17 protein-coding genes and 1 pseudogene are annotated in these 19,244 nt (G+C 63.5%); 7 read left to right on the top strand and 11 right to left on the bottom strand.

What is annotated here, in order from left to right:
* The coding region (locus Q0693_RS05210) for a hypothetical protein (protein WP_298629720.1) at nucleotides 1-1,516 on the bottom strand (1,516 nt) is incomplete at its 3' end.
* A gap of 17 nt (nucleotides 1,517-1,533) precedes the next feature.
* Here Q0693_RS05210 and sdaAB point away from each other — a divergent pair.
* Entirely contained in the window at nucleotides 1,534-2,196 is a 663-nt protein-coding gene (gene sdaAB / locus Q0693_RS05205) for an L-serine ammonia-lyase, iron-sulfur-dependent subunit beta (RefSeq protein WP_243029421.1), read from the top strand.
* Here sdaAB and Q0693_RS05200 read toward each other — a convergent pair.
* Together Q0693_RS05200 and lepA are read right to left on the bottom strand one after the other, a co-directional pair.
* On the bottom strand, nucleotides 2,193-3,176 hold the full coding sequence (locus Q0693_RS05200) for a HAMP domain-containing sensor histidine kinase (protein WP_298629718.1): 984 nt from the start codon (nucleotides 3,174-3,176) through the stop codon (nucleotides 2,193-2,195). The two genes, sdaAB and Q0693_RS05200, sit on opposite strands and share 4 nt — an antisense overlap.
* Nucleotides 3,166-4,992 (bottom strand): translation elongation factor 4, encoded by a 1,827-nt coding sequence (gene lepA / locus Q0693_RS05195; protein ID WP_298629716.1) that lies wholly within the window; start codon nucleotides 4,990-4,992, stop codon nucleotides 3,166-3,168. The genes Q0693_RS05200 and lepA overlap by 11 nt, the downstream gene beginning before the upstream one ends.
* A 69-nt stretch (nucleotides 4,993-5,061) precedes the next feature.
* Here lepA and Q0693_RS05190 point away from each other — a divergent pair, with 69 nt between their 5' ends.
* Genes Q0693_RS05190 through Q0693_RS05170 form a run of 5 tightly spaced genes read left to right on the top strand, consistent with a single transcriptional unit; the run spans nucleotide 5,062 to nucleotide 9,840 of the window.
* The gene (locus tag Q0693_RS05190) at nucleotides 5,062-5,997 is read left to right on the top strand and encodes a GGDEF domain-containing protein (protein ID WP_298629714.1); all 936 of its coding nucleotides are present in this window, start codon (nucleotides 5,062-5,064) and stop codon (nucleotides 5,995-5,997) included.
* 39 nt (nucleotides 5,998-6,036) lie between these two features.
* Complete coding sequence (locus Q0693_RS05185) at nucleotides 6,037-7,155, top strand: acyl-CoA dehydrogenase family protein (protein WP_298629712.1); 1,119 nt, start codon at nucleotides 6,037-6,039, stop codon at nucleotides 7,153-7,155.
* Nucleotides 7,140-8,294: a thiolase family protein gene (locus tag Q0693_RS05180; protein ID WP_298629710.1), complete on the top strand. Its 1,155-nt coding sequence runs from the start codon at nucleotides 7,140-7,142 to the stop codon at nucleotides 8,292-8,294. Before Q0693_RS05185 ends, Q0693_RS05180 begins: the two co-directional genes overlap by 16 nt.
* Before the next feature lie 9 nt (nucleotides 8,295-8,303).
* Nucleotides 8,304-9,035, top strand: a complete 732-nt coding sequence (locus Q0693_RS05175) for a 3-hydroxyacyl-CoA dehydrogenase (RefSeq protein ID WP_298629708.1) — start codon at nucleotides 8,304-8,306, stop codon at nucleotides 9,033-9,035.
* Nucleotides 9,007-9,840, top strand: coding sequence for a CoA transferase (locus tag Q0693_RS05170; protein WP_298629707.1), 834 nt, complete (start codon nucleotides 9,007-9,009; stop codon nucleotides 9,838-9,840). Before Q0693_RS05175 ends, Q0693_RS05170 begins: the two co-directional genes overlap by 29 nt.
* Here Q0693_RS05170 and Q0693_RS05165 read toward each other — a convergent pair.
* Genes Q0693_RS05165 through Q0693_RS05135 form a run of 7 tightly spaced genes read right to left on the bottom strand, consistent with a single transcriptional unit; the run spans nucleotide 9,837 to nucleotide 17,822 of the window.
* Nucleotides 9,837-10,592: a 3-hydroxybutyrate dehydrogenase gene (locus tag Q0693_RS05165; protein WP_298629705.1), complete on the bottom strand. Its 756-nt coding sequence runs from the start codon at nucleotides 10,590-10,592 to the stop codon at nucleotides 9,837-9,839. The two genes, Q0693_RS05170 and Q0693_RS05165, sit on opposite strands and share 4 nt — an antisense overlap.
* Nucleotides 10,573-12,180, bottom strand: coding sequence for an AMP-binding protein (locus tag Q0693_RS05160; protein ID WP_298629703.1), 1,608 nt, complete (start codon nucleotides 12,178-12,180; stop codon nucleotides 10,573-10,575). The genes Q0693_RS05165 and Q0693_RS05160 overlap by 20 nt, the downstream gene beginning before the upstream one ends.
* An 18-nt stretch (nucleotides 12,181-12,198) precedes the next feature.
* The gene (locus Q0693_RS05155) at nucleotides 12,199-13,626 is read right to left on the bottom strand and encodes a TRAP transporter large permease subunit (RefSeq protein ID WP_298629701.1); all 1,428 of its coding nucleotides are present in this window, start codon (nucleotides 13,624-13,626) and stop codon (nucleotides 12,199-12,201) included.
* The gene (locus tag Q0693_RS05150; protein ID WP_243029432.1) at nucleotides 13,623-14,129 is read right to left on the bottom strand and encodes a TRAP transporter small permease subunit; all 507 of its coding nucleotides are present in this window, start codon (nucleotides 14,127-14,129) and stop codon (nucleotides 13,623-13,625) included. Before Q0693_RS05150 ends, Q0693_RS05155 begins: the two co-directional genes overlap by 4 nt.
* Nucleotides 14,130-14,158: 29 nt before the next feature.
* Nucleotides 14,159-15,301: a TRAP transporter substrate-binding protein DctP gene (dctP, locus tag Q0693_RS05145; RefSeq protein ID WP_298629698.1), complete on the bottom strand. Its 1,143-nt coding sequence runs from the start codon at nucleotides 15,299-15,301 to the stop codon at nucleotides 14,159-14,161.
* Nucleotides 15,298-16,398, bottom strand: coding sequence for a zinc-binding dehydrogenase (locus tag Q0693_RS05140; RefSeq protein ID WP_298629696.1), 1,101 nt, complete (start codon nucleotides 16,396-16,398; stop codon nucleotides 15,298-15,300). The genes dctP and Q0693_RS05140 overlap by 4 nt, the downstream gene beginning before the upstream one ends.
* Nucleotides 16,398-17,822: a CoA-acylating methylmalonate-semialdehyde dehydrogenase gene (locus Q0693_RS05135; protein ID WP_298629693.1), complete on the bottom strand. Its 1,425-nt coding sequence runs from the start codon at nucleotides 17,820-17,822 to the stop codon at nucleotides 16,398-16,400. The genes Q0693_RS05140 and Q0693_RS05135 overlap by 1 nt, the downstream gene beginning before the upstream one ends.
* 202 nt (nucleotides 17,823-18,024) lie before the next feature.
* On the opposite strand from Q0693_RS05135, the gene Q0693_RS05130 reads away from it, so the two are divergent.
* A complete protein-coding gene (locus Q0693_RS05130; RefSeq protein ID WP_298629691.1) occupies nucleotides 18,025-18,969 on the top strand; it encodes a helix-turn-helix domain-containing protein in 945 nt (314 codons plus the stop codon).
* Nucleotides 18,970-18,992: 23 nt separating this feature from the next.
* Here Q0693_RS05130 and Q0693_RS05125 read toward each other — a convergent pair.
* A pseudogene (locus Q0693_RS05125) lies at nucleotides 18,993-19,244 on the bottom strand (branched-chain amino acid ABC transporter ATP-binding protein); the annotation flags it as partial.

Below are 19,244 nucleotides of genomic sequence, written 5' to 3'. Positions count from 1 at the left end.
GGTCCTGGCCCAGGTGCAAGGCGGTGCGGATGGGGCCCTCGAGGGGAGCCTGGCGGAAGGCTTGGGCCAAGGAGGCCTCGTCCCCCCTGAGGGCCAAGGCGAAGGGCAAGGAGGCTTCCTTCAGGAGGCCCAGGGCCTCCTTGGGGGTCTCCGCCAGAAGGGCGTAGCCCAGAAGGGCCTTGGCCTCAGGGGTGGGGGGCAGGGTGCGCAGCCAGTCCTGGGCTTTTTGGGTGCGGAGGGTTCCTTGGTCCAAGGGGGGGGCGAAAAGCTCCCCCCGCACCCGGGCGTCCAGTCCCTGCAGGAGGAAGCCCAGGCCAAGGGCTAGGAAGAGGGCCAGGGCCAGCACCCGTTCCCCCAGGCTGGCGTAGGCCAGGTGGAGGTGCCTGAAGCGTAGGAGTGGGTGCTTCCAGAACCCGCCCAGGTAGCCGCCAAGGGGCTTCAGGTCCTTTAACTGGGCAGGTAGGTAGAAGAGGAAGAGGTAGAGCATGAGGGCCAGGTATGCCAGGCCCAGGGTCCAAAGGGCAGGGGGAAGCAGGGTAAGCTGCGGGGGAAGCCAGGCTCTTAGGAGTTTTTCTGCTTCGCGGAAGCGCAAGGCCTGGGCAGGGTACCCCTGGGCCTCGAGGTACAGGGCCGTTTCCCTAAAAAAGGCCAACGAGCCGGGGAAAAGGGGAGTGTAGCGGAGAAGGGTCTGGGCCAGGAGAAGGGCCTTTTCGGGATCCTTCTGCCGTAAAGAGCGGGAGGCCTCGGCCATGCGGGCCACTTCCGCCTGGCCGAAGAGGAGTTCCGGCCTGTGGCCCCGGGCCAGGAGGTCCTGGCCGTAGGCCTCCAGGTCCTCCGGGGTGAGGGTGGCGGGGTCTTGGGTCCAGTAGGCGAAGTAAGGCCAAGGCTTAGGCGGGTTGAGGGCCTGGAGGAGGGAGGCTAGGGTTTGTAGGTCCTCCCCATGGCCCTCAAAGGGCAGCCGCGGGAAGGGGATGGGCAGGACCCAGTCTCCCTGTAGGAGGACCTCGGGGCCTGGGCGGAGGGCCAGGATGCGGGCCGGGGCGAAGTGGAAGGACAGGGTTTCCCCCTTGAGGCTGGTTTCCACCACCAAAAGCCCCTGGGCCACGAACACCTTATCCCCCTGGACCAAAGGGCCCAACCAGTCCCCCGGGGGTAGGGCTAGGAGGCCCCAGGGGAGCTCAAGGCCTTCCTGGGTCAGCTCGGGGGTGGTGGGGGCAAGGGCGGCGAAGCGGGCTTCCAAGGCACCGGCGGGAAGGGAAAGTCGGACGCGGTATTCCCCGGGGGCCTTGGGGCTTAGCTCCAGCTGGAACCTTCCCTTCTGGACCTCCACCTCCAGGGTCTGCTGCCCTTCTGGTCCCTCCAGCACCAGGGGGAAGCGCCCCTCGGGCAGGTCCCTACCCTCCAGGACCACGGACCGCCCCACCTGGACCTCCTTCGGGACCACGAGGCTTTGGCCCAGAACCGGGAGTCCCACGGCCAAGAGGAGGCCGATGGCCCGGGTCAGGAACGTGCGCATGGGGTTATTCTACAAGCATGGGTCTTTTAGACATGATCGGCCCGGTGATGGTGGGGCCTTCCTCCAGCCACACCGCCGGGGCCTGCCGCCTGGCCCTTTTGGCCCGCCATCTCTTGGGGGAAAGGCCCAGGCGGGTGGAGTTTGGCCTGCACGGTTCCTTTGCCAAAACGGGAAAGGGCCACGGCACCCACCTGGCCCTGGTGGCAGGGATTTTGGGCTTCAAGCCCGACGACGAAAGGCTTAAGGAAAGCCTGCGCCTGGCGGAAGGGGAAGGGGTGGAAGTGGTCTTCAAGACGGTGGAGCTAGGGGATGTGCACCCCAACACCGTGCGCATGGTCCTGGAGGGGGAGAAGGAGCGCATCACCGTTACGGGTAGCTCCCTGGGAGGGGGGTTGGTGCGCATCTTTGACCTGGATGGCTTTGAGGTGCGTATCACTGGGGCCGCTCCCACCTTGGTCATCCGCAACGTGGATACCCCGGGCGTGGTGGCCCGGGTGGCCCGGATCCTGGCCGATGACGAGGTCAACATCGCCTACCTCACGGTAAGCCGCAAGAAGCGGGGTGGGGAGGCCATGATGAGCCTGGAGGTGGACCGGCCCCTTTCCGAGGTTCCCCTGAGGTACCTGGAGCACCTCTCCTACATCCTCTGGGTGCGGCAGATTCCTCCGGTGATGGACTAAAGCTCCCTGGCGGAGGGGAGTTCCAAGCGCAAACACGCTCCGCCCAAGGGGCTTTTGCAGGCTAAGAGCCTCCCCCCGTGGGCCTCGGCCACCCGCTTGGCGGTGTAGAGGCCGAGCCCTGAGCTTCCCCGTAGGCCCTGCCCTTGGCGGAAGGGCTGGGCCAGGGCCTCGAGGGGCAGGGGAAGCCCTTCCCCGTCGTCCTCCACCTGTATGGCGCCCTCTTCCACCCAGATGCGCACCTGGGTCTTGGCGTGGCGCAGGGCATTGCCCAGGAGATTGGCCAGGGCCCGTTCCACAAGGAGCCTCTCCCCCCGGGCCACGCCTGCCCCCTCTACCCTCAAGGTGATTCCCCGCCTCTTGGCCTCTTCCCCATACCGCAACAGGAGATCCTCGGCCAAGGCCCTGAGGTTTAGGGTTTCCCGCTGGGGCGTCCGGGCCTCGAGGCGGGAGAGGGCCAGGAGGTTTTCCACCAGGAGGTGGGCCTGGGTCAACTCTCGCCTCAGGGCTAAAAGGAGCTCCACCCGCTTTTCGCGGCCCAGGTGGTCGGCCCTTTCCAGGTACTCCAGGGCGCGGATGGCGGAGAGAAGGGGGGTCTTAAGGTCATGGGCCAGGGCCCCGTAAAAGGCCTCCCTGGCCTCCATCAGGCGTTGCAGGCGTTGAAGAAGCTCTCCGAAGCGGGTGCGGAGGAGGGCGATCTCCCTGGGCGGAGGTTCCTTGGGGGCAGGAAGCCTCAGCTCGCTCACCGGGCCCTCCTTCAGGGAGAGGTAGGCCAGGGTGCGGGTGAGCTCCTCCAGGGGCCGGAGCAGGCTCCGGGCCAGGAGATACCCCACGGCTCCGGAAACCAGGGCGATGAGGAGAAGCCAGAGCACCAAGGGGAGCCATGGACCATTCCCCATGAGGCCCAGGGTGAGGGCTAGGACCAGGTTGGGCAGAAAGGCTAGAAAGGCGATGACCAGGGCCAGCCTTGCCCTAAGGCTCATTCCTCCCCGCCGAAAGCACCGCCAGGAAGGCCTCCTGGGGAACCTCCACCTTGCCGATGGCCTTGAGCCGCTTCTTCCCTTCCTTTTGCTTTTCCAAAAGCTTCTTCTTCCGGGTTACGTCCCCACCGTAGCATTTGGCCAGCACGTCCTTCCTCAGGGCTTTCACCGTGGCCCGGGCGATGACCTTCCCCCCGATGGCCGCCTGGATGGGCACCTCAAAGAGCTGACGGGGGATGACCTCCGCCAGCTTGTCCACCATGGCCCGGGCCAGGGCGTAGGCCTTGTCCCGGTGGGCGATAAAGGTGAGGGCATCCACGGGTTCCCCGTGCACCAGCACGTTGACCTTGACCAGGTCCCCCGGTTGGTAGCCGATCTGCTCGTAATCCATAGAAGCATAGCCCCGGGAAAGGCTCTTCAGGCGGTCGTGGAAGTCGTAGAGGATCTCGGCAAAGGGCACCTGGTAGACCAGTTCCACCCGCTTGGTTTCTCCGGGAAGATAGGTCATGTTCACCAGGCGTCCCCGCTTTTCCTGCACCAGCTGCATGATGGCTCCCACGTACTCCTCGGGGGTAAAGACGGTGAGCTTCACGTAGGGCTCGAGGATCTCCTCTATCTTCGTGGGGTCGGGGAGGTCGGCGGGGTTTAGCACCTCCATCTCCTCCCCGTCCTTCAGGCGCACCTTGTAGACCACGCTGGGGGCGGTGGCGATCAGCTCCAGGCCGAACTCCCGCTCCAACCTCTCCTGCACGATCTCCGCATGGAGAAGCCCCAGGAATCCACAGCGGAAGCCAAAGCCCAAGGCGGTGGAGGTCTCCGGCTCAAAGGAAAGGGCGGCGTCATTTAGCTTCAGCTTTTCCAGGGCGTCCCGTAGCTTGTTATAGTCCCCAGAGTCCACGGGGTAGAGTCCCGCGAAGACCACGGGTTTGGCGGGGCGGAAGCCCGGGTAAGGGGCGTCCGTGGGCCTATGGGCGTGGGTGATGGTATCCCCCACCTGGACGTCGTGGATATCCCGGATGGCGGCGACAAGCCAACCCACCTCCCCGGCGGTGAGTTCCTCCACGGGGATGAGCCCTTGGGGGGTGAAGATCCCCACCTTATCCACGGTGAACTCCTTGCCGGTGGAGTAGATGCGGATCCGGTCCCCCGGGCGCACCCGGCCCTCAAAGAGGCGGAGGTAGGGGATCACCCCTTGGTAGGCGTCGTAAAGGGAGTCAAAGATGAGGGCCTTCAAGGGGGCCTCGGGATCCCCCTTGGGGGGAGGGATGCGCTTCACGATGGCCTCGAGGATCTCCTCCACCCCTTCCCCCGTCTTGCCCGAGGCGAAGATGGCCTCGTCGGCGGGAAGGCCCAAGACCTCCTCCACCTCCAGGGCCACCTCCAGGGGCCTGGCGTTGGGAAGGTCAATCTTGTTGATGACGGGGATCATCACGTGGCCGTGCTCCAGGGCCATGTAAAACTTGGCCAGGGTCTCGGCCTCCACCCCCTGGCTGGCGTCCACCACCAAAAGAACCCCTTCCACCGCCGCCAAGGCCCGGGAGACCTCGTAGGTGAAGTCCACGTGGCCGGGGGTGTCGATCAGGTTGAAGATGTAGGTTTCCCCGTCCTTGGCCCGGTACTCCACCCGCACGGCGCTGGCCTTGATGGTGATGCCCCTCTCCCGTTCCAGTTCCAGGGAGTCCAAAAACTGCTCCCGCATCTCCCGTTCGCTCACCGCATGGGTCAGCTGCAGGATGCGGTCCGCCAAGGTGGACTTCCCGTGGTCCACGTGGGCGATGATGGAGAAGTTGCGGATGCGCCTGCCATCCATCCTTCCCATCGTCCAGGGTAGGAGGGGCAAAGTCAAGCTGGCTTTACCTGCGGTTTAGGGGGGTGGTTAGAATGCGGCATGTCTCCCGAGATCTGGCCGGGGTTGGTTCGCCTCTACTGGCGTCTGGCCCTGGTTCCTGCGGCATGGATCCCCGTGGTGGCCCTCTACGGGGACCGGGTGATGTACTGGGCCACGGCGCTCTACTGGGGGAGCCTTGTTTTCGCCTATACCTTGGGTAAGCTTACCTGTAAGGACCGCCTGGCGGTGGCCCTGCACCTGGGGGTGGCCTTATTGACCTCCCTCATGAGCCTGGTGGCGCCGCCGGAGAGGGTGGTGCAGGGGCTTTCCGGGGAGGACTGGCGCCTTGGGGTGATGGCCTTCTACACCGTGGGGGCCTATGCCTTTGCCGCCTTTGCCGGCTGGCCCGGGCTTGGATTGGGCCTGGCCTATGTGCTCCTAGCCCCTTGGCCCCAGGAGGAAACCCGCTTCCTGGTGGCCGCGGGGGGGCTTTTGGCGGGCATAGGGGGTTTGAGCGTGGCGGCCATGATCCAGCGCCTTCAGGCCCTGCAAAGCCTCATCCAGAATGAGGCCCTCACCGATTCCTTTACGGGCCTGGCCAACCGGCGTTCCTTGGAGCGTGACTTCTCCAGGCTCCAAGCCCTGGCGGCCCGGGAAGGGCTTTCCCTGGTGCTTTCCCTTTGGGACCTGGATAACCTCAAGGCCGTAAACGACCGGGAGGGGCACCAGGCCGGGGATGCCCATCTGCTCCGCTTTGCCCAGATTCTGCGGGAGGAGGTGAGGGAGGGGGATGCCCTGTACCGGGTAGGTGGGGACGAGTTTGTGGGCCTGCACCTGGGCCTAAGGGATGGTGCCTCCTTGGAGGCCCGGGTTCACGCCCGGTTCCCTTCGGTTTCCGTGGGCTTTAGCCCGGCGGGGGGGCGGGAGCTTTTGCAGGTCCTCGAGGCGGCTGATGGGCTTATGTACCGCAAAAAGGGCGATAAGGGTCCCTTGTAGCGGGGTTTTGGACCGGGTAAACTTTTCCTGGAGGTTCCCTTGGACCTGGAGAGATCCATACGGGAACTGGCCCGGCGCTTTGCCCGGGAGCGCATCCTGCCCCAGGCCAGGTCCTGGGACCAAGAGGCCCGTTTCCCCTGGCCCCTTTTTCGGGAGGCGGCGAGGCTGGGCTTTCCGGTGTTGCTGGTTCCAGAGGAGTTGGGCGGGACCGGGCTTGGGCCGAGGGCCTTGGTCCTGGTGGCGGAGGAGCTGGCCTATGCCTGCACTGGGGTAGCGGCGGCCTTGCTCCTCAACAACCTGGTGGCGGACGCCCTCCTCCTTTCGGGAAGTCCCTACGCCCGAGGCTTCCTCCCCCGGCTTCGGGAGGAGGTGGCCTCCTACGCCCTTACCGAGCCGCATGCGGGCTCGGATGTGGCCGCTATCGGCACCCGGGCGGAAAAGGTGGGGGGAGGGTACCGCCTTTACGGGCGTAAAACCTGGATCAGCCACGCCCCGGAGGCGGCCTTTTTCGTGGTCTTCGCCAAGGTGGCGGAAGGCCGGGAGGGGATGGCCGCTTTCCTGGTGGAGCGGGGGGTGGGAGTGGAGGTGGGGCCCCCTTTGCCCAAGCTGGGGCAGAAGGCTTCCCCGGCGGCGGAGGTGTATCTGGATGGAGCTTTCGTACCCGAGGAGGGCCTGATAGCCCGGGAAGGGTTTGCCCTGGCCATGCGGGTCTTCAACCGCTCCCGGCCCATGGTGGCGGCCCTGGCCGTGGGGCTTTTGCGCAGGGCCCTGGAGGAAGCCTTGGCCTACGCCGCCATTCGGGAGGCCTTTGGTAAACCCCTTTTGGAGCATGAGGGGGTGGGATTTAAGCTGGCGGAGATGCACATGGACTTGGAGGCCGCCCGCCTCCTCACCCTAAAGGCCGCCGAGCGGGCGGAAGAGGGGGAGGAGAACGCCTTAGAAGCGGCCACGGCCAAGTCCTTTGCCGCCGACGCTGCGGTGCGAGGGGTATCCGAGGCCCTCCAGGTCTTTGGCGGCAACGGCTACAGCGAGGAGTACCCCTTGGCCAAGCTGTACCGTGACGCCAAGGTGCTCCAGATCTACGAGGGAACCTCCGAGATCCAGAGGCTCATCATCCTACGGGAGCTGGCAAGGAGGCGGATATGGGAGAACCGGTGATCCTCGAGGCGGTGCGCACCCCCATCGGTAAGAGGAATGGAGCCCTAAGGGATTGGCGGCCCGATGCCCTTTATGCCCAGGTCTTGAATGGCCTTCTTGATCGGACGGGGATCGACCCCGGCCTCATCGGGGATGTGGTCACGGGCTGTGTGACCCAGGCAGGGGAGCAAGGGGCCAACATAGGGCGGCTTGCCGTTCTCCTTTCCCGCCTCCCCAAAGAGGTTCCGGCGGTCTCCCTAAACCGCATGTGCGGTTCGGGCCAACAGGCGGTGCATTTTGCTGCCCAAGCCATCGCCGCTGGCGACCTGGACTTCGCCATCGCTGGCGGGGTAGAGAGCATGACCCGGGCCCCCATGTTCTCCGACATTGGGGGAGGCTTCCACACCTTAAACCCGGCCCTTTTCCAGCGTTACGAGCTCGTCCACCAGGGGGAGAGCGCCGAGCGCATCGCCAAGAAGTATGGCCTTTGCCGGGAGGAACTGGACGAATGGGGCTACCTTTCCCACAAACGGGCAGCCCGGGCCATCCAGGAGGGCCGCTTCCGGACCCAGATCCTCCCCTTGGAGGGGGTGGATGGGGAGGGAAGGCCCTTCCTCCTGGACCGGGACGAGGGGGTCCGCTTTGACGTGGACTACGAGAAGATGCTGGCATTAAAACCCGCCTTTCGAGAGGATGGGGTGGTAACCGCCGGGAACTCCAGCCAAATCTCTGACGGGGCTGCTGCCCTTCTCCTAGGGGATCGGGAAAAGGCCTTGGCCCTGGGCCTTCGCCCAAGGGCCCGTTTCCTGGCCCGGGTGGTGGTGGCCGGGGATCCCACCCTGCAGCTCCTGGAGGTGATCCCCGCCACAAAAAGGGCCCTGGAGAAAGCGGGACTTTCCCCTAGGGACCTGGACGTCATAGAGATCAACGAGGCCTTTGCCAGCGTGGTCTTGGCCTTCTTGCGGGAGCTCGGTCCTGACCCTGACAAGGTGAACCCCAACGGCGGGGCCATCGCCCATGGCCATCCCTTAGGGGCCACGGGGGCCATCCTTATGACCAAGCTCCTTTACGAGCTGGAGCGCACCGGGGGGGAGTTTGGCCTGCAGGTGATGTGCATCGGCCATGGGCAGGCCACGGCTACCGTAATTCAGAGGATCTAGGGGGTGGGTGTGGAAAGAAGCGCCTTGGTGACGGGTGGGACCTCGGGGCTCGGAAGGGCGGCGGCCCTAGCCCTAAGGGATAGGGGCTACAAGGTGGTGGTGCTGGACCTCAGGCGGGGGGAGGATCCGGGCCTTGTCTACCTGGAGGGGGATGTAACCCGGGAGGAAGAGGCTAGGCAAGCGGTGGAATGCGCCGCCGCCCAGGCCCCCCTCTTCGCCGTGGTGAATGCGGCGGGAATCGGTTTGGCCCGCAAGGTATTGGGGCGCGAAGGCCCTCACGATCTAGAAGCCTTCCGCAAGGTGGTGGAGGTGAACCTTATCGGTACGTTTAACGTCCTGCGCTTGGCGGCTTGGGCTATGCGGGAGAACCCGCCCGATTCCCAGGGGCAAAGGGGTGTGGTGGTGAACACCGCCAGCGTGGCCGCCTTTGAAGGCCAGGTGGGCCAGGTGGCCTACGCGGCCAGCAAGGGGGGTGTGGTGGGCCTGACCCTCCCCGCGGCCCGGGAGCTGGCGGACTGGGGGATCCGGGTGGTGACGGTGGCCCCTGGCCTCTTCGACACCCCCCTCCTCCAGGGTCTTCCGGAAAAGGCCAAGGCTTCCTTGGCGGAGCAGGTGCCTTTTCCCAGGCGCTTGGGACGTCCGGAGGAGTACGCGGCCTTGGTCCTACACATCTTGGAAAACCCCATGCTTAACGGGGAGGTGATCCGCCTGGATGGCGCCTTGCGCATGGCCCCCAGGTAAGGTTCTGGACCTTACCCGGCTTCTCCCCGGGCCCTTGGCGGGGAAGCTTCTTAGAGATTTGGGGTTTCCCGTCCTCAAGGTAGAGCCCCCGCAAGGGGATCCCCTAAGGGACTGGGCCCCGGAAACCTACGTCTTCCTTAACGGAAACAAAGAGGTTGTGACCCTGGACCTGAAGGGTAAGGAAGGCCGGGAAAGATTTCTCTCTTTGCTGCCGGGGGCCGTTATCCTGCTGGAGTCCAACCGCCCCGGGGTTATGGAGGGCTTGGGCCTGGGGCCAGAGGTGGTCCTTGGGATCCATCCCCGCCTGGCCTACGTCCGGCTTCGGGGCTACCCCGATTCCCCGGACCCGGGCCACGACCTTACTTACCTGGCGGAGGCGGGGCTTCTGGGGCGCTTTCCCTGGCAGTCCTTCCAGTTTGCCGACCTGGCCGGTGCCTACGCTCTGGCCCTGGCGGCGCTCAAGGGGCTCCTCCTAGGGGGCGGGGTATACGAGGTGGCCCTTTCTGAGGCGGCCAAGGCCATGGCCTATCCCCCCATTCCCTTTTTGGACGGTTCCGCCCTCTGCTATGGGGTCTACCCTGCCCGGGAGGGAAAGGTGGCCCTGGCAGCCTTGGAGCTCCATTTCTGGGCCCGGTTTTGCGAGGCAGCGGGATTGCCTGAGCTCCTTCCCTTGGCCTTTAGCCCGGCGGAACCGGGCAATCCGGGTTACCAGCGGCTACGGGCCTTCTTCCAGGGGAAGGCCGCCTGGGAGTGGGAGGCCTGGGCCAGGGAGAAGGGGCTTCCCTTAAGGGCGGTGCGGGGCTAGCGGGCGGTCCATCCCAAGTCGATGGGGAAGACGGCGCCAGTGATAGCGGAGGCCTTTTCCGAGGCTAGGAAAAGGGCCAGTTCGGCTATCTCTTCCGGTTCAATGAGGCGTTTGATGGCCGCCTGGGCCAGGAAGACCTTTTCCACCACCTCGCTTTCGGGGATGGCCAGGGTGCGGGCCTGGTCGGCGATCTGGTTCTCCACCAAGGGGGTGCGCACGTAAGCGGGGGCGATGGCGTTCACGGTGATGCCAAAGGGACCCGCCTCGAGGGCCACGGTCTTGGTGAGGCCCAGAAGCCCGTGCTTGGCGGAGATGTAGGCGGACTTGTAGGGGCTTGCCACCAGGCCGTGGACGCTGGCGATGTTGAGGATCCGCCCCCAGCCCTTGGCCTTCATCCCCGGAAGCAGAGCCTTGATGAGCTGGAAGGGGGCGGTGAGCATCACCTGGAGCATCTTTTGCCAGATTTCCAAAGGGAAGTCTTCCACGGGGTCAATGTGCTGGAAGCCCGCGTTGTTGACCAGGATGTCCACCCCATGCCGGGCGGCTTCCCTCCCTAGCTCCTCTACCGCGTGAGGGTTGGCTAGATCTGCCTGAAGGAATATCCCGCCTAGCTCCTCCGCCAAGGCGGAGGCGTCCTTTAGGTCGTGTACCAATACCAAGGCCCCTTCCCGGGCGAAGGTCCTGGCGATGGCTAGGCCGATGCCGCTTCCGGCACCGGTGATCAGAATCCTCTTACCCCGAAACCCCACCATCTTTTTCCTCCTGGGCCAGGGCCCGTAAACGGAAGCGCTGAATCTTGCCCGTGGGAGTAAGGGGAAGTTCCTCCACAAAGCGAACTTCCCGGGGGTAGGCGTGGTGGCCCAACCTGGTTCTGACCAGGGCCTTGAGCTCCTCAGCGAGGACTGGCCTAGGTGAGTAGCCTGGGCGTAACTTTACGAAGGCCGCCACCCTTTCTCCCCTTTCTGGATCAGGTAACCCCACGACCCCCACCATGGCCACCGCTGGGTGGGTTAAGAGCACCTCCTCCACCTCAAAGGGGCTTATCCGGTACCCCGCCGACTTGATGAGGTCGTCCTTGCGGCCCTTAAACCACAGGTATCCCTCCTCGTCCTTGGCGGCCAGGTCTCCCGTGAGAAGGTAAGGGCCCAGGAACTTCGCCTGGGTGGCCTCAGGGTTTTGCCAATAGCCGAGAAAGGCTACGGGGTCTGGGGTTTTTAGCCCAATTTCCCCCACCTCTCCGGGTTCCGCTTGGCTTCCGTCCTCCCGTAAGACCACCACCTCGTGGCCAGGATAGGGCAAACCCATGGACCCGGGGCGGATGGGGTAGATGAGGAAGGAGTTGCCCACCAATAGGTTGGCTTCAGTCTGGCCGTAGAACTCATTCACAGGCAACCCAAGGTTCTCCTGTGCCCAAGTTTGGAGCTCCTCCCCAAGGGGTTCACCCCCGGAATGCACGCTCTTCAGACGTAGCCGCTTTTTCTTGAGGGGGCCTAGGCTCCGCAAGATCTTCAGGGCCGTAGGGAAGAGGAAGGTGTGGGTGACCCCAAAGCGTTCCATGATCCACAGGGCTTCCTCTGGGTCAAAGCGCCTAGCCCTGTAGGCGATCACCATGAAGCCGTAATACAGGGCTGGGAAGAGAACGTCCATGAGGCCGCCCATCCAGGCCCAGTCAGCTGGGGACCAGTAGACGGCAGGACGCCGAGGGAAGTTGGAGTAAAGATAGAAACCGGGTAAGTGGCCGATCAAGGTGCCATGGGGTAGCAAAGCCCCTTTGGGCTTGCCCGTGGTGCCCGAGGTGTAGATCAGAAGGGCGGGGTCATTGGGCCGGGTGGGGTGGGGCTTGGGGTCCGGCGTCACCCTCTCGGCCATGGCCCAGAGGGCCTCCTTAGGGACGACCTTGACGCCTTCGGGAATCGCATTCTCCAGCGCTTCCAGGACCTCCATATCCGCCAAGACCACCTTGGCCATCCCATGCTCCAGCCGATAACGGATGGCTTCGCTACCAAATAGGACCGAAAGGGGGAGGGCGATGGCCCCGATCCAGTAGGTGGCCAGGTAGGCCAAGGCGGCCTCTAGGCTCTGGGGGAGTAGGATGGCCACCCGGTCCCCGGGAGCGACCCCATAAGCCTTAAGGACCATAGCCCACTTCGCGGAGAGGAGGCTCAACTGGGCATAGGTGGCCTTCCGTCCCCCGGGTTCCAGCAAGGCGGTGCCCCTGGGGTTAGCCCTGGCCCAGCGGTCCACTGTGTCCGCGGCCAGGTTGAAGCGGCGGGGGGTAGGCCAGCGAAACCTTGCCAGGAGTTGGTTTCTGTTTTCCTTCCTAAGCCGGAGCCGCTCCATCTTGGACCTCCCCGGCGGCTATCCCCACAACCCCAAGGCCTTGGGTAACCAGAGGACGATCTGGGGGAAAAGGCCGATGAGGATAACCCCGATAAGCTGGAGGAGAATAAAGGGGACCACGCCCCGGTAGATATCCCAGGTGGTAACCTCCGGGGGGGCGATGCCCTTTAGGTAGAAGATGGTATAGGCGAAAGGAGGCGTTAGGAACGAGGTTTGCATGGTGACGATGAGGAGCATTGAGAACCAGAGGAGATCTAGGCCTAGGGTCTTGGCGATGGGTATAAACAGGGGTACGGTGATCATGACGATGCCAATCCAGTCCACGAACATTCCCAGGACGAAAACGATGGCCATCATCACAAGGATTACGGCCCACAAAGGGAGGTCCAGGCCCGCCACCATGTCGGCTACCGCCTCGCCTCCCCGAAGGCGCACGAAGATGGCGCTCAAAAACCCTGCTCCGATCAGGACCATATAGACCATGGCGCTGATTCGCACCGCGCGGTAGGCGGCTTCAAATAGGCTTCTCATGGTGAGCTTTTTGTAAACTAGAGCTAGAAGCAGGGATCCAAAGGCGCCAAGGGCTGCCGCCTCCGTGGGGGCGGCGAGCCCGAAGAAGATAGAGCCTAGAACGGCAAGGATCAGAAGGCCCACGGGGAGTATGGAGACGGCGGTATCCGTTATCTTTTTCTTCCAGGGAATGGGCTCGCCCTTATAAGCCGGTCCCTCCTCGGGGCGGAGATGGCACAGGAGGGAAACGTAAAGCACGTATAGGGCAGAGAGGAGGAGGCCTGCAGGTATGGCTGCCAGGAACAAAGCTCCAATGGAGACCCCGGCGGTGGGGCCGTAGACCACCAGCATGATGCTAGGAGGGATGAGAATGCCGAGGGCTCCCCCAGCGCAGATAACCCCTGTGGTCAGGGGTTTGCTATAGCCGTATTTCAGCATCTGCGGTAGGGCCAGGATACCGATGGCCACCACCGAGGCGCCCACCACCCCGGTGGCGGCGGCGAAGATGGTGGCGGCAAGGACCGTGGCGATGGCTAGGCCCCCTCGTATGTGTCCCACCCACTCGAGGACGGTCCGGTACAGTTGGCTGGCAAGTCCCGTTTGCTCGATCACCACTCCCATGAACACGAATAACGGAATAGCGATGAGAATGTAGTCCTGGAGTACTTGGAATAGCCTCAGCATGAAGATGTTGCCCACAAAAGGCCCGATTAGAGCCGTGCCGTAGAGGGTAGCCACCCCCGCCAGGGCAAAGGCGATGGGAAAGCCAAGAACTATGGCCCCAATCACGGAAAGGAGCATAAGCCCTACCAAGGCCTCTGTGGACAGGTCGGGCCCTCGGAGCCAAGCGATGGCGGGGCCCAACAACACCAGGACTACGAGGCCAAGAGTCAGCCCAAGGGGTAAGGCCAGGGATTTTTCTCGGGCAGGGCTCATGCTTGTTCTCCCCGGAAGGCCAGGATTATGGCCCGAAGGAACTGGGCAAGGGACTGGAGGGTCAGAAGGAGCATGCCCACCATGACCCAGGTTTTAAAGGGATAGATGGGGGGAAGCCAGGTTCCGGCGGTGTAGCGCTCGCCGGTTCGCCAGGAGTTGAGCACATGCTCCGGCATAGGGGAAAGAAGCACATAGAGGAAGGGGAAGAGGAGGACCAGGTAAAGGAAGGCCTCGAGGGCCGCAGCCCATCGCGGGGGCAGGAAGCGGTAGAGCAAATCCACCCGTACGTGTTCATTGCGTTGCAAAACATGCCCCATAGAGAGGACCAGGAAAAGGCTTGTGAGCATGTAGCTCATGTCGTAGCTCCAGAGGGTGGGGCTTTTGAAGAGGTAGCGCATTCCCACCTCATAGGTCAGGGTGAGCACGAGGAGTACCATGAAGATGGAAGAGAAACGGCTAAGGCTGGCGTTGATCTGATCCACGGCCTTGAGAAGCGCAATCATGGTCACCTCTTCCCCGTCCTTGCCGAGGGCTAGATCACCCGGTAGGGTTGGGGCACCCGGTGGGCTTCCCGAACAGGGATCGGGGTCATCAATTCGTCGTAAGCAGCGTAGCGGCGATGGTAGCTCAAGGCCGAATCCAGCACCTGCTTGAAGAAGGGGTTAGCGTCGGCCTGTTTCTTAAGGTAATCCATGGCGACTTTGTAAATCTCCCACTGGGTTTGCCGCTCTACGGACACCTGTTGGTTGCCACGCCGCTTGAAGAGGTCTATGTATTCCATGCTTTTGTGCAGGTCATAGATCAAGCCCCAGAGGGTGGTCGCCTTGGCGGCTTCCTCTACTATCGCTTTGAGGTCTCCCGGCAACCGGTCCCATGCGGTCTTGTTGATGACCAGCTCAAAGAGTACCGTGGGTTGATGCATACCTGGTCCCGTGAAATAGCGGGCCACTTCGTGGAAGCGGAGTAGATAGTCGGTATAGGGGGTGTTGAACTCGGTGGCGTCTATGACGCGACGCTCCATGGAGGTGTAGAGTTCCGCCGCCGGCAGGGTTACCACCGCCACCCCTAATCCGCGCAGGATTTCACCCCAGATCCCGGGCGCTCGATACTTCAGACCCCGCCAGTCTTCCAACCGGCGCAGGGGTTTGTGGGACCAGGCCACAATCTCTGCATGGGTAATGCCGCAGGGAAGGACTTTTACATTCAGCCTTAAGTCATCATAGATCTTCTGCCAGAACTGGAGGCCACCTCCTTCGTAAACCCAGGCCAGGTGGGAGAGGGGGCTAAAGAGGAAGGGGACAGAGGCGAAGAAAGCGGCGGCGGGATTGCGCCCTATCCAGTAAGCGCTCCAGCTGTGCATGGCTTGAACGACGCCGGAGTGGGCAGCATCCAGGACTTCAAAGGCTCCCACAATAGCACCGCTTGGTTGGACATCCACCACCATTCGGCCGTTGCTCATCTCCTCCACCTTCTTGGCCCAATACTGGGCCATGTGGTGCAGGTGAATAGTGGCTGGCCAGGAGGTAGCCATGGTCCAGCGCACCTCAGGGCGCCTTTGGGCCAGGGCAGGCCTGCTAAGGGTAGCGGCGCCCAGGGCGATTCCTGCCTTCAGAAAGGTCCGCCGATCCGCCAGAACCCGCTTTGCCGTTTTCTTGGTTGCCGCCTGCTTTTTCATGTTTCACCTCCCATCACCACCACCGCCCGGCCTATGATTTCTCCCTTGTCCAGCCGACGGTAGGCCAGGTCGGCCTCCTCCAAATGGAAGCGATCGGTGACCTCCGTGCCCACCCTAACAATCCCGGCTTGGGCCAGCCGGAGAAGGGTGGGCATATCCTTACGGGGCTTGGCCCCGTAAGAGCCTAGAATCCTGAGCTTGCGCCTTACCACACGGGTGATCTCCACCCCGGCTTCCATACCTTGAGGGGCGATGCCCACGGGCACCATTCTTCCCCCATCCCTGAGGAGATCCAGGGCCAGGCGGAAGGTTTCCGGTTTGCCCAAAGCTTCGAAAGCCACGTCCACTCCCCGGCCTCCGGTCAAGTCCCGTACGGCTTGCAGGGCCTCCCCTGGGGTGAGGGCGTGGGTTGCTCCCAGGTCCCTTGCCTTGGCCAACTTTTCTGGCCGGACGTCTATGGCTACCACGGGGTGGGCGCCAAAGGCTCTGGCGATCTGGACGATGCCTAGGCCAACCCCACCGGTGGCCACCACGGCAACAGACTCCCCACCCTCCAGGCCCGCGGTCTTCACCGCGCCGTAAGCGGTGAAAAGGGCACACCCGAGGATGGATCCTTCCTCCAAAGGGATGCCCTCTGGTAGGGGGAAGACGTCTGTGGCGGGAATTACCGCGTACTCCGCCAGGCCCCCCATGGAGTACATCCATATGGGATTCCCATCTTTATCGAACAGCCGGGTAGCTCCATCGTAGAGGACGCCTCTAAGACGGTTGTAGCTGAAAAATCTTTCGCAGAGGTCCTCTTCCCCGCGCAGGCAGTAGTAGCAGCCGCCGCAAGGTATGATGAAACTGGAAACTACTTTTTCGCCTATCTTCAGGCTTTCCACCCCAGGGCCTAAGGCGACTATACTGCCAGAGATCTCGTGCCCCAGCACGCACGGAGTGGGGAAGGCCACCTCCCCCTTGATTACGTGGAGGTCGGTATGGCAAACCCCACAGGCGGCCACTCGGACCAGGACCTCCCCGGTCTTAGGCTCGGGGATGGGCACTTCCTTTACCCTCAAGGGTTCTCCCACCCGCTCCAAGACCGCTGCCCGCATTACCACCGTTCCACCACCACCTTCCGTTGGGTGTAGAAGAGGAAGGCATCTGGGCCATGGGGGTGCAGGTCGCCGAAGAAGGAGTTCCGCCAGCCAGAGAAGGGGTAGAAGGCGAAGGGCTGGGCCACCCCTACGTTGATCCCAACCATCCCTGCCTGGATCCGTTCCCTAAACTCCCGGGCGGCCCGGCCGCTTTGGGTGAAGAGGGTGGCCATGTTGCCGTAGGGGACGGCGTTGGCCTGGGCAATGGCCTCCTCCAGGCTTGGTGCGTAGGCAACGGAGAGCACGGGTCCAAAGATCTCCTCCCGCCCCACCACCATGCGCGGAGAGACCCGGTCCAGCACCGTGGGCCCCAGGAAGAAGCCCTTCCCCTCGATGCCCCTGCCATCCAGGGCCAGGCTGGCCCCCTCCTCCAGGCCTTTGTGGATGTACCCCACCACCTTTCGCCGGTGCTCCTCCCGGATCAGGGGGCCCACCTGGACCCCCTCCTCCCATCCCGGCCCCACCGTTAACCGGCGGGCGCTTTCCACAATCCTCTGCAAAAGCTCGGGACCGATGCTCCCCACCCCCACGGCCACGCTTCCCGCCAGGCACCTTTCCCCGGCGTTGCCGAAGGCGGAGTTGAGGATGGCGGGCACGGCCTGGTCCAGATCGGCGTCCGGCATGACCACCAGGTGGTTCTTGGCCCCGCCCGCCGCCGAAACCCGCTTGCCGTGCTGGGCGGCCAGCTGGTAGACCTTGCGGGCTACGGGCTCGGAGCCCACGAACTGGACCGCCTTGACCTCCGGGTGGCCCACCAGGGCCTCCACTGCCTCCTGGGCTCCATGGACCAGGTTGAGGACCCCTTCGGGGAAGCCGGCTTCCAGGAAGAGCTCGGCCAGGCGCACCGCGCCCAAAGGGGTCCGCTCGGAGGGCTTGAGGACAAAGGTGTTCCCCGCCACCACCGCGATGGGGAACATCCACAGGGGGATCATCACGGGGAAGTTGAAGGGGGGGATGCCGGCCACCACCCCCAGGGGGTAGTGGAAGAGGTTCTGGTCCACCCCGCCGGTGACCTCCCGCAGGGTCCGGCCCTGGAGCAGGGTGGGGGCGCCGCAGGCGAAGTCCACCACCTCAATACCCCGGCGCACCTCCCCCCGGGCCTCCTCCAGGGTCTTGCCATGGTGGAGGGTGACCAAGCGCGCCAAGTCCTCGAAGTGCTTCTCCAAGAGCTCCTTGAAACGGAACATGAGGCGGACCCGCTCCATGAGAGGGGTGCGGCTCCAGGTCTGGAAAGCCCTGCTGGCCGCGGCCACCGCCTGGTCCACCTCCTCCTTCCCGGAGAGGGGGACTTCCTCGATGACCTCCCCCGTGGCGGGGTTGTACACGGGGAGGGTGGGACGGGAGACCTCCTGCCAATGGGCTCCGACGAGGTTCTTGACCATCACCTCCTCCTGGGCTTTGGCTAGCTCCTTTCGCCCTTAAGCTTAGGTGTACGGTGGGTGGTTGTACACTGTGGTACCCCCCTAAGCCAGGCCTACAAACTTTGTGCTATATCTCAAGGTAACGGCTGCTATACTGAGAGAACGCCAAGGAGGGAGAAGCATGGGTGCCCTTCAGCGGACGTTTTGGTCTTGGGCTGAAACCATGGCCTGGCACTATGCCCGGGAGATCCCCGATTATGCTCGGCTGGATACACGCATCCTCGAGCGGGATGTGGCGGTGGTTTCGTATGAGTATTTGAAAGCCCTCGAGGAGGGCGATGAGGTGGAGAACCTGGCTATTGCGGTGGGCCAACGTCGGCGGAGCCAAGGCGTATCCCTCCCGGCTCTGCTCCGAGCCTACCGCCTATGGGCTAAAGATGCCCTGGAAGCTTTAAAGGCCTCTGCGCCAGGCTGTTTGATGGAGCTCGCTCCTCGTGTGCTGGAGCTCTTGGACCGGGTTAGCGAGGCCTCGGCTCAGGGCTACCAGCTGGCCTTTGAGGGGAAGCTCTCCCGGGGACCGGTTGTGGGAATCGGGGTTAGGCTTGCCGATGCTGGAGTTGTTGCCTTGGCCCCTCGCCATATAAGCCTCTCCCCTGAAGCAGTGCTCTACGAACAGAGTCCTTTTGGTGTACTCCTTTTTTTGGCTGCACCGCTTTGCGATGTGGAAGAGGAGCTTAAGGGCCTGGCACGCAAGTGTCGAGCTGTGCTTTGGATAGAGGAAGGGACAGATGCCCCCAAAATAAGGGCGGGTCTAGAAGAGGCCTTGGCCTTGGGTGGTCGTCTGCAGCTACCTCCGGGCCTGTATCCCACCCGCTTCTTGTGGCCTCTGGCCATTGCCTTGGATTCCCCCAAGGGAAGGGAACGGCTCCTCGGGCTACTGGCTCCTTTCAAAGCCCACCCTGAGCTATTGGCTACTCTAGAGGTGTACTTGCAGTCCGGGCTTTCCCTAAAGCAAACGGCCCGCCGATTGGACCTCCACCCCAACACGGTTCTTTACAGGCTCCATCGGGCCGAGGAACTGGCGGGTCTTTGCCTTAGCCGGGTGGAGGATTTGTGCCTGGTGAGTATGGCCCTGTACCTGTATCGCGCGGTGGGGGCCACTCTTTAGCCAGCCTAGGATTTTCTGGGCTTTTACAGGCTCAGGTAAGCCTCCCGAACGCGAGGGTCTTCCAGTACCGCATGGGCCAGGCCCTGCAGCACAATGCGGCCGTGTTCCACCACATAGGCCCTGGTGGCCGCCTGGAGGGAAAGGGCCACGTTCTGCTCCACCAGCAACACCCCCACCCCTTCTTCCGCCACCCGCTTAAGGGAAAGGAGCACCTCCTCGGCTAGGCGGGGGGCGAGTCCTAGGGAAGGCTCATCCACCAGGAGGATTTTGGGGAA

The sequence above is a fragment of the uncultured Thermus sp. genome, from assembly GCF_938010445.1.
Lineage (GTDB): Bacteria > Deinococcota > Deinococci > Deinococcales > Thermaceae > Thermus > Thermus altitudinis.
This window is presented reverse-complemented; position numbering and strand designations above follow the sequence as displayed.

Coding starts and splice junctions, on each gene's coding strand:
- Q0693_RS05180 (WP_298629710.1), top strand. CDS start 7,140: ATGGGAGAACCGGTGATCCTCGAGGCGGTGCGCACCCCCATCGGTAAG.
- Q0693_RS05190 (WP_298629714.1), top strand. CDS start 5,062: ATGTCTCCCGAGATCTGGCCGGGGTTGGTTCGCCTCTACTGGCGTCTG.
- Q0693_RS05200 (WP_298629718.1), bottom strand. CDS start 3,176: ATGAGCCTTAGGGCAAGGCTGGCCCTGGTCATCGCCTTTCTAGCCTTT.
- Q0693_RS05165 (WP_298629705.1), bottom strand. CDS start 10,592: ATGGTGGGGTTTCGGGGTAAGAGGATTCTGATCACCGGTGCCGGAAGC.
- Q0693_RS05170 (WP_298629707.1), top strand. CDS start 9,007: ATGGCGCCTTGCGCATGGCCCCCAGGTAAGGTTCTGGACCTTACCCGG.
- Q0693_RS05150 (WP_243029432.1), bottom strand. CDS start 14,129: ATGATTGCGCTTCTCAAGGCCGTGGATCAGATCAACGCCAGCCTTAGC.
- Q0693_RS05155 (WP_298629701.1), bottom strand. CDS start 13,626: ATGAGCCCTGCCCGAGAAAAATCCCTGGCCTTACCCCTTGGGCTGACT.
- Q0693_RS05140 (WP_298629696.1), bottom strand. CDS start 16,398: ATGCGGGCAGCGGTCTTGGAGCGGGTGGGAGAACCCTTGAGGGTAAAG.
- Q0693_RS05130 (WP_298629691.1), top strand. CDS start 18,025: ATGGCCTGGCACTATGCCCGGGAGATCCCCGATTATGCTCGGCTGGAT.
- dctP (WP_298629698.1), bottom strand. CDS start 15,301: ATGAAAAAGCAGGCGGCAACCAAGAAAACGGCAAAGCGGGTTCTGGCG.
- Q0693_RS05160 (WP_298629703.1), bottom strand. CDS start 12,180: ATGGAGCGGCTCCGGCTTAGGAAGGAAAACAGAAACCAACTCCTGGCA.
- Q0693_RS05135 (WP_298629693.1), bottom strand. CDS start 17,822: ATGGTCAAGAACCTCGTCGGAGCCCATTGGCAGGAGGTCTCCCGTCCC.
- sdaAB (WP_243029421.1), top strand. CDS start 1,534: ATGGGTCTTTTAGACATGATCGGCCCGGTGATGGTGGGGCCTTCCTCC.
- lepA (WP_298629716.1), bottom strand. CDS start 4,992: ATGGGAAGGATGGATGGCAGGCGCATCCGCAACTTCTCCATCATCGCC.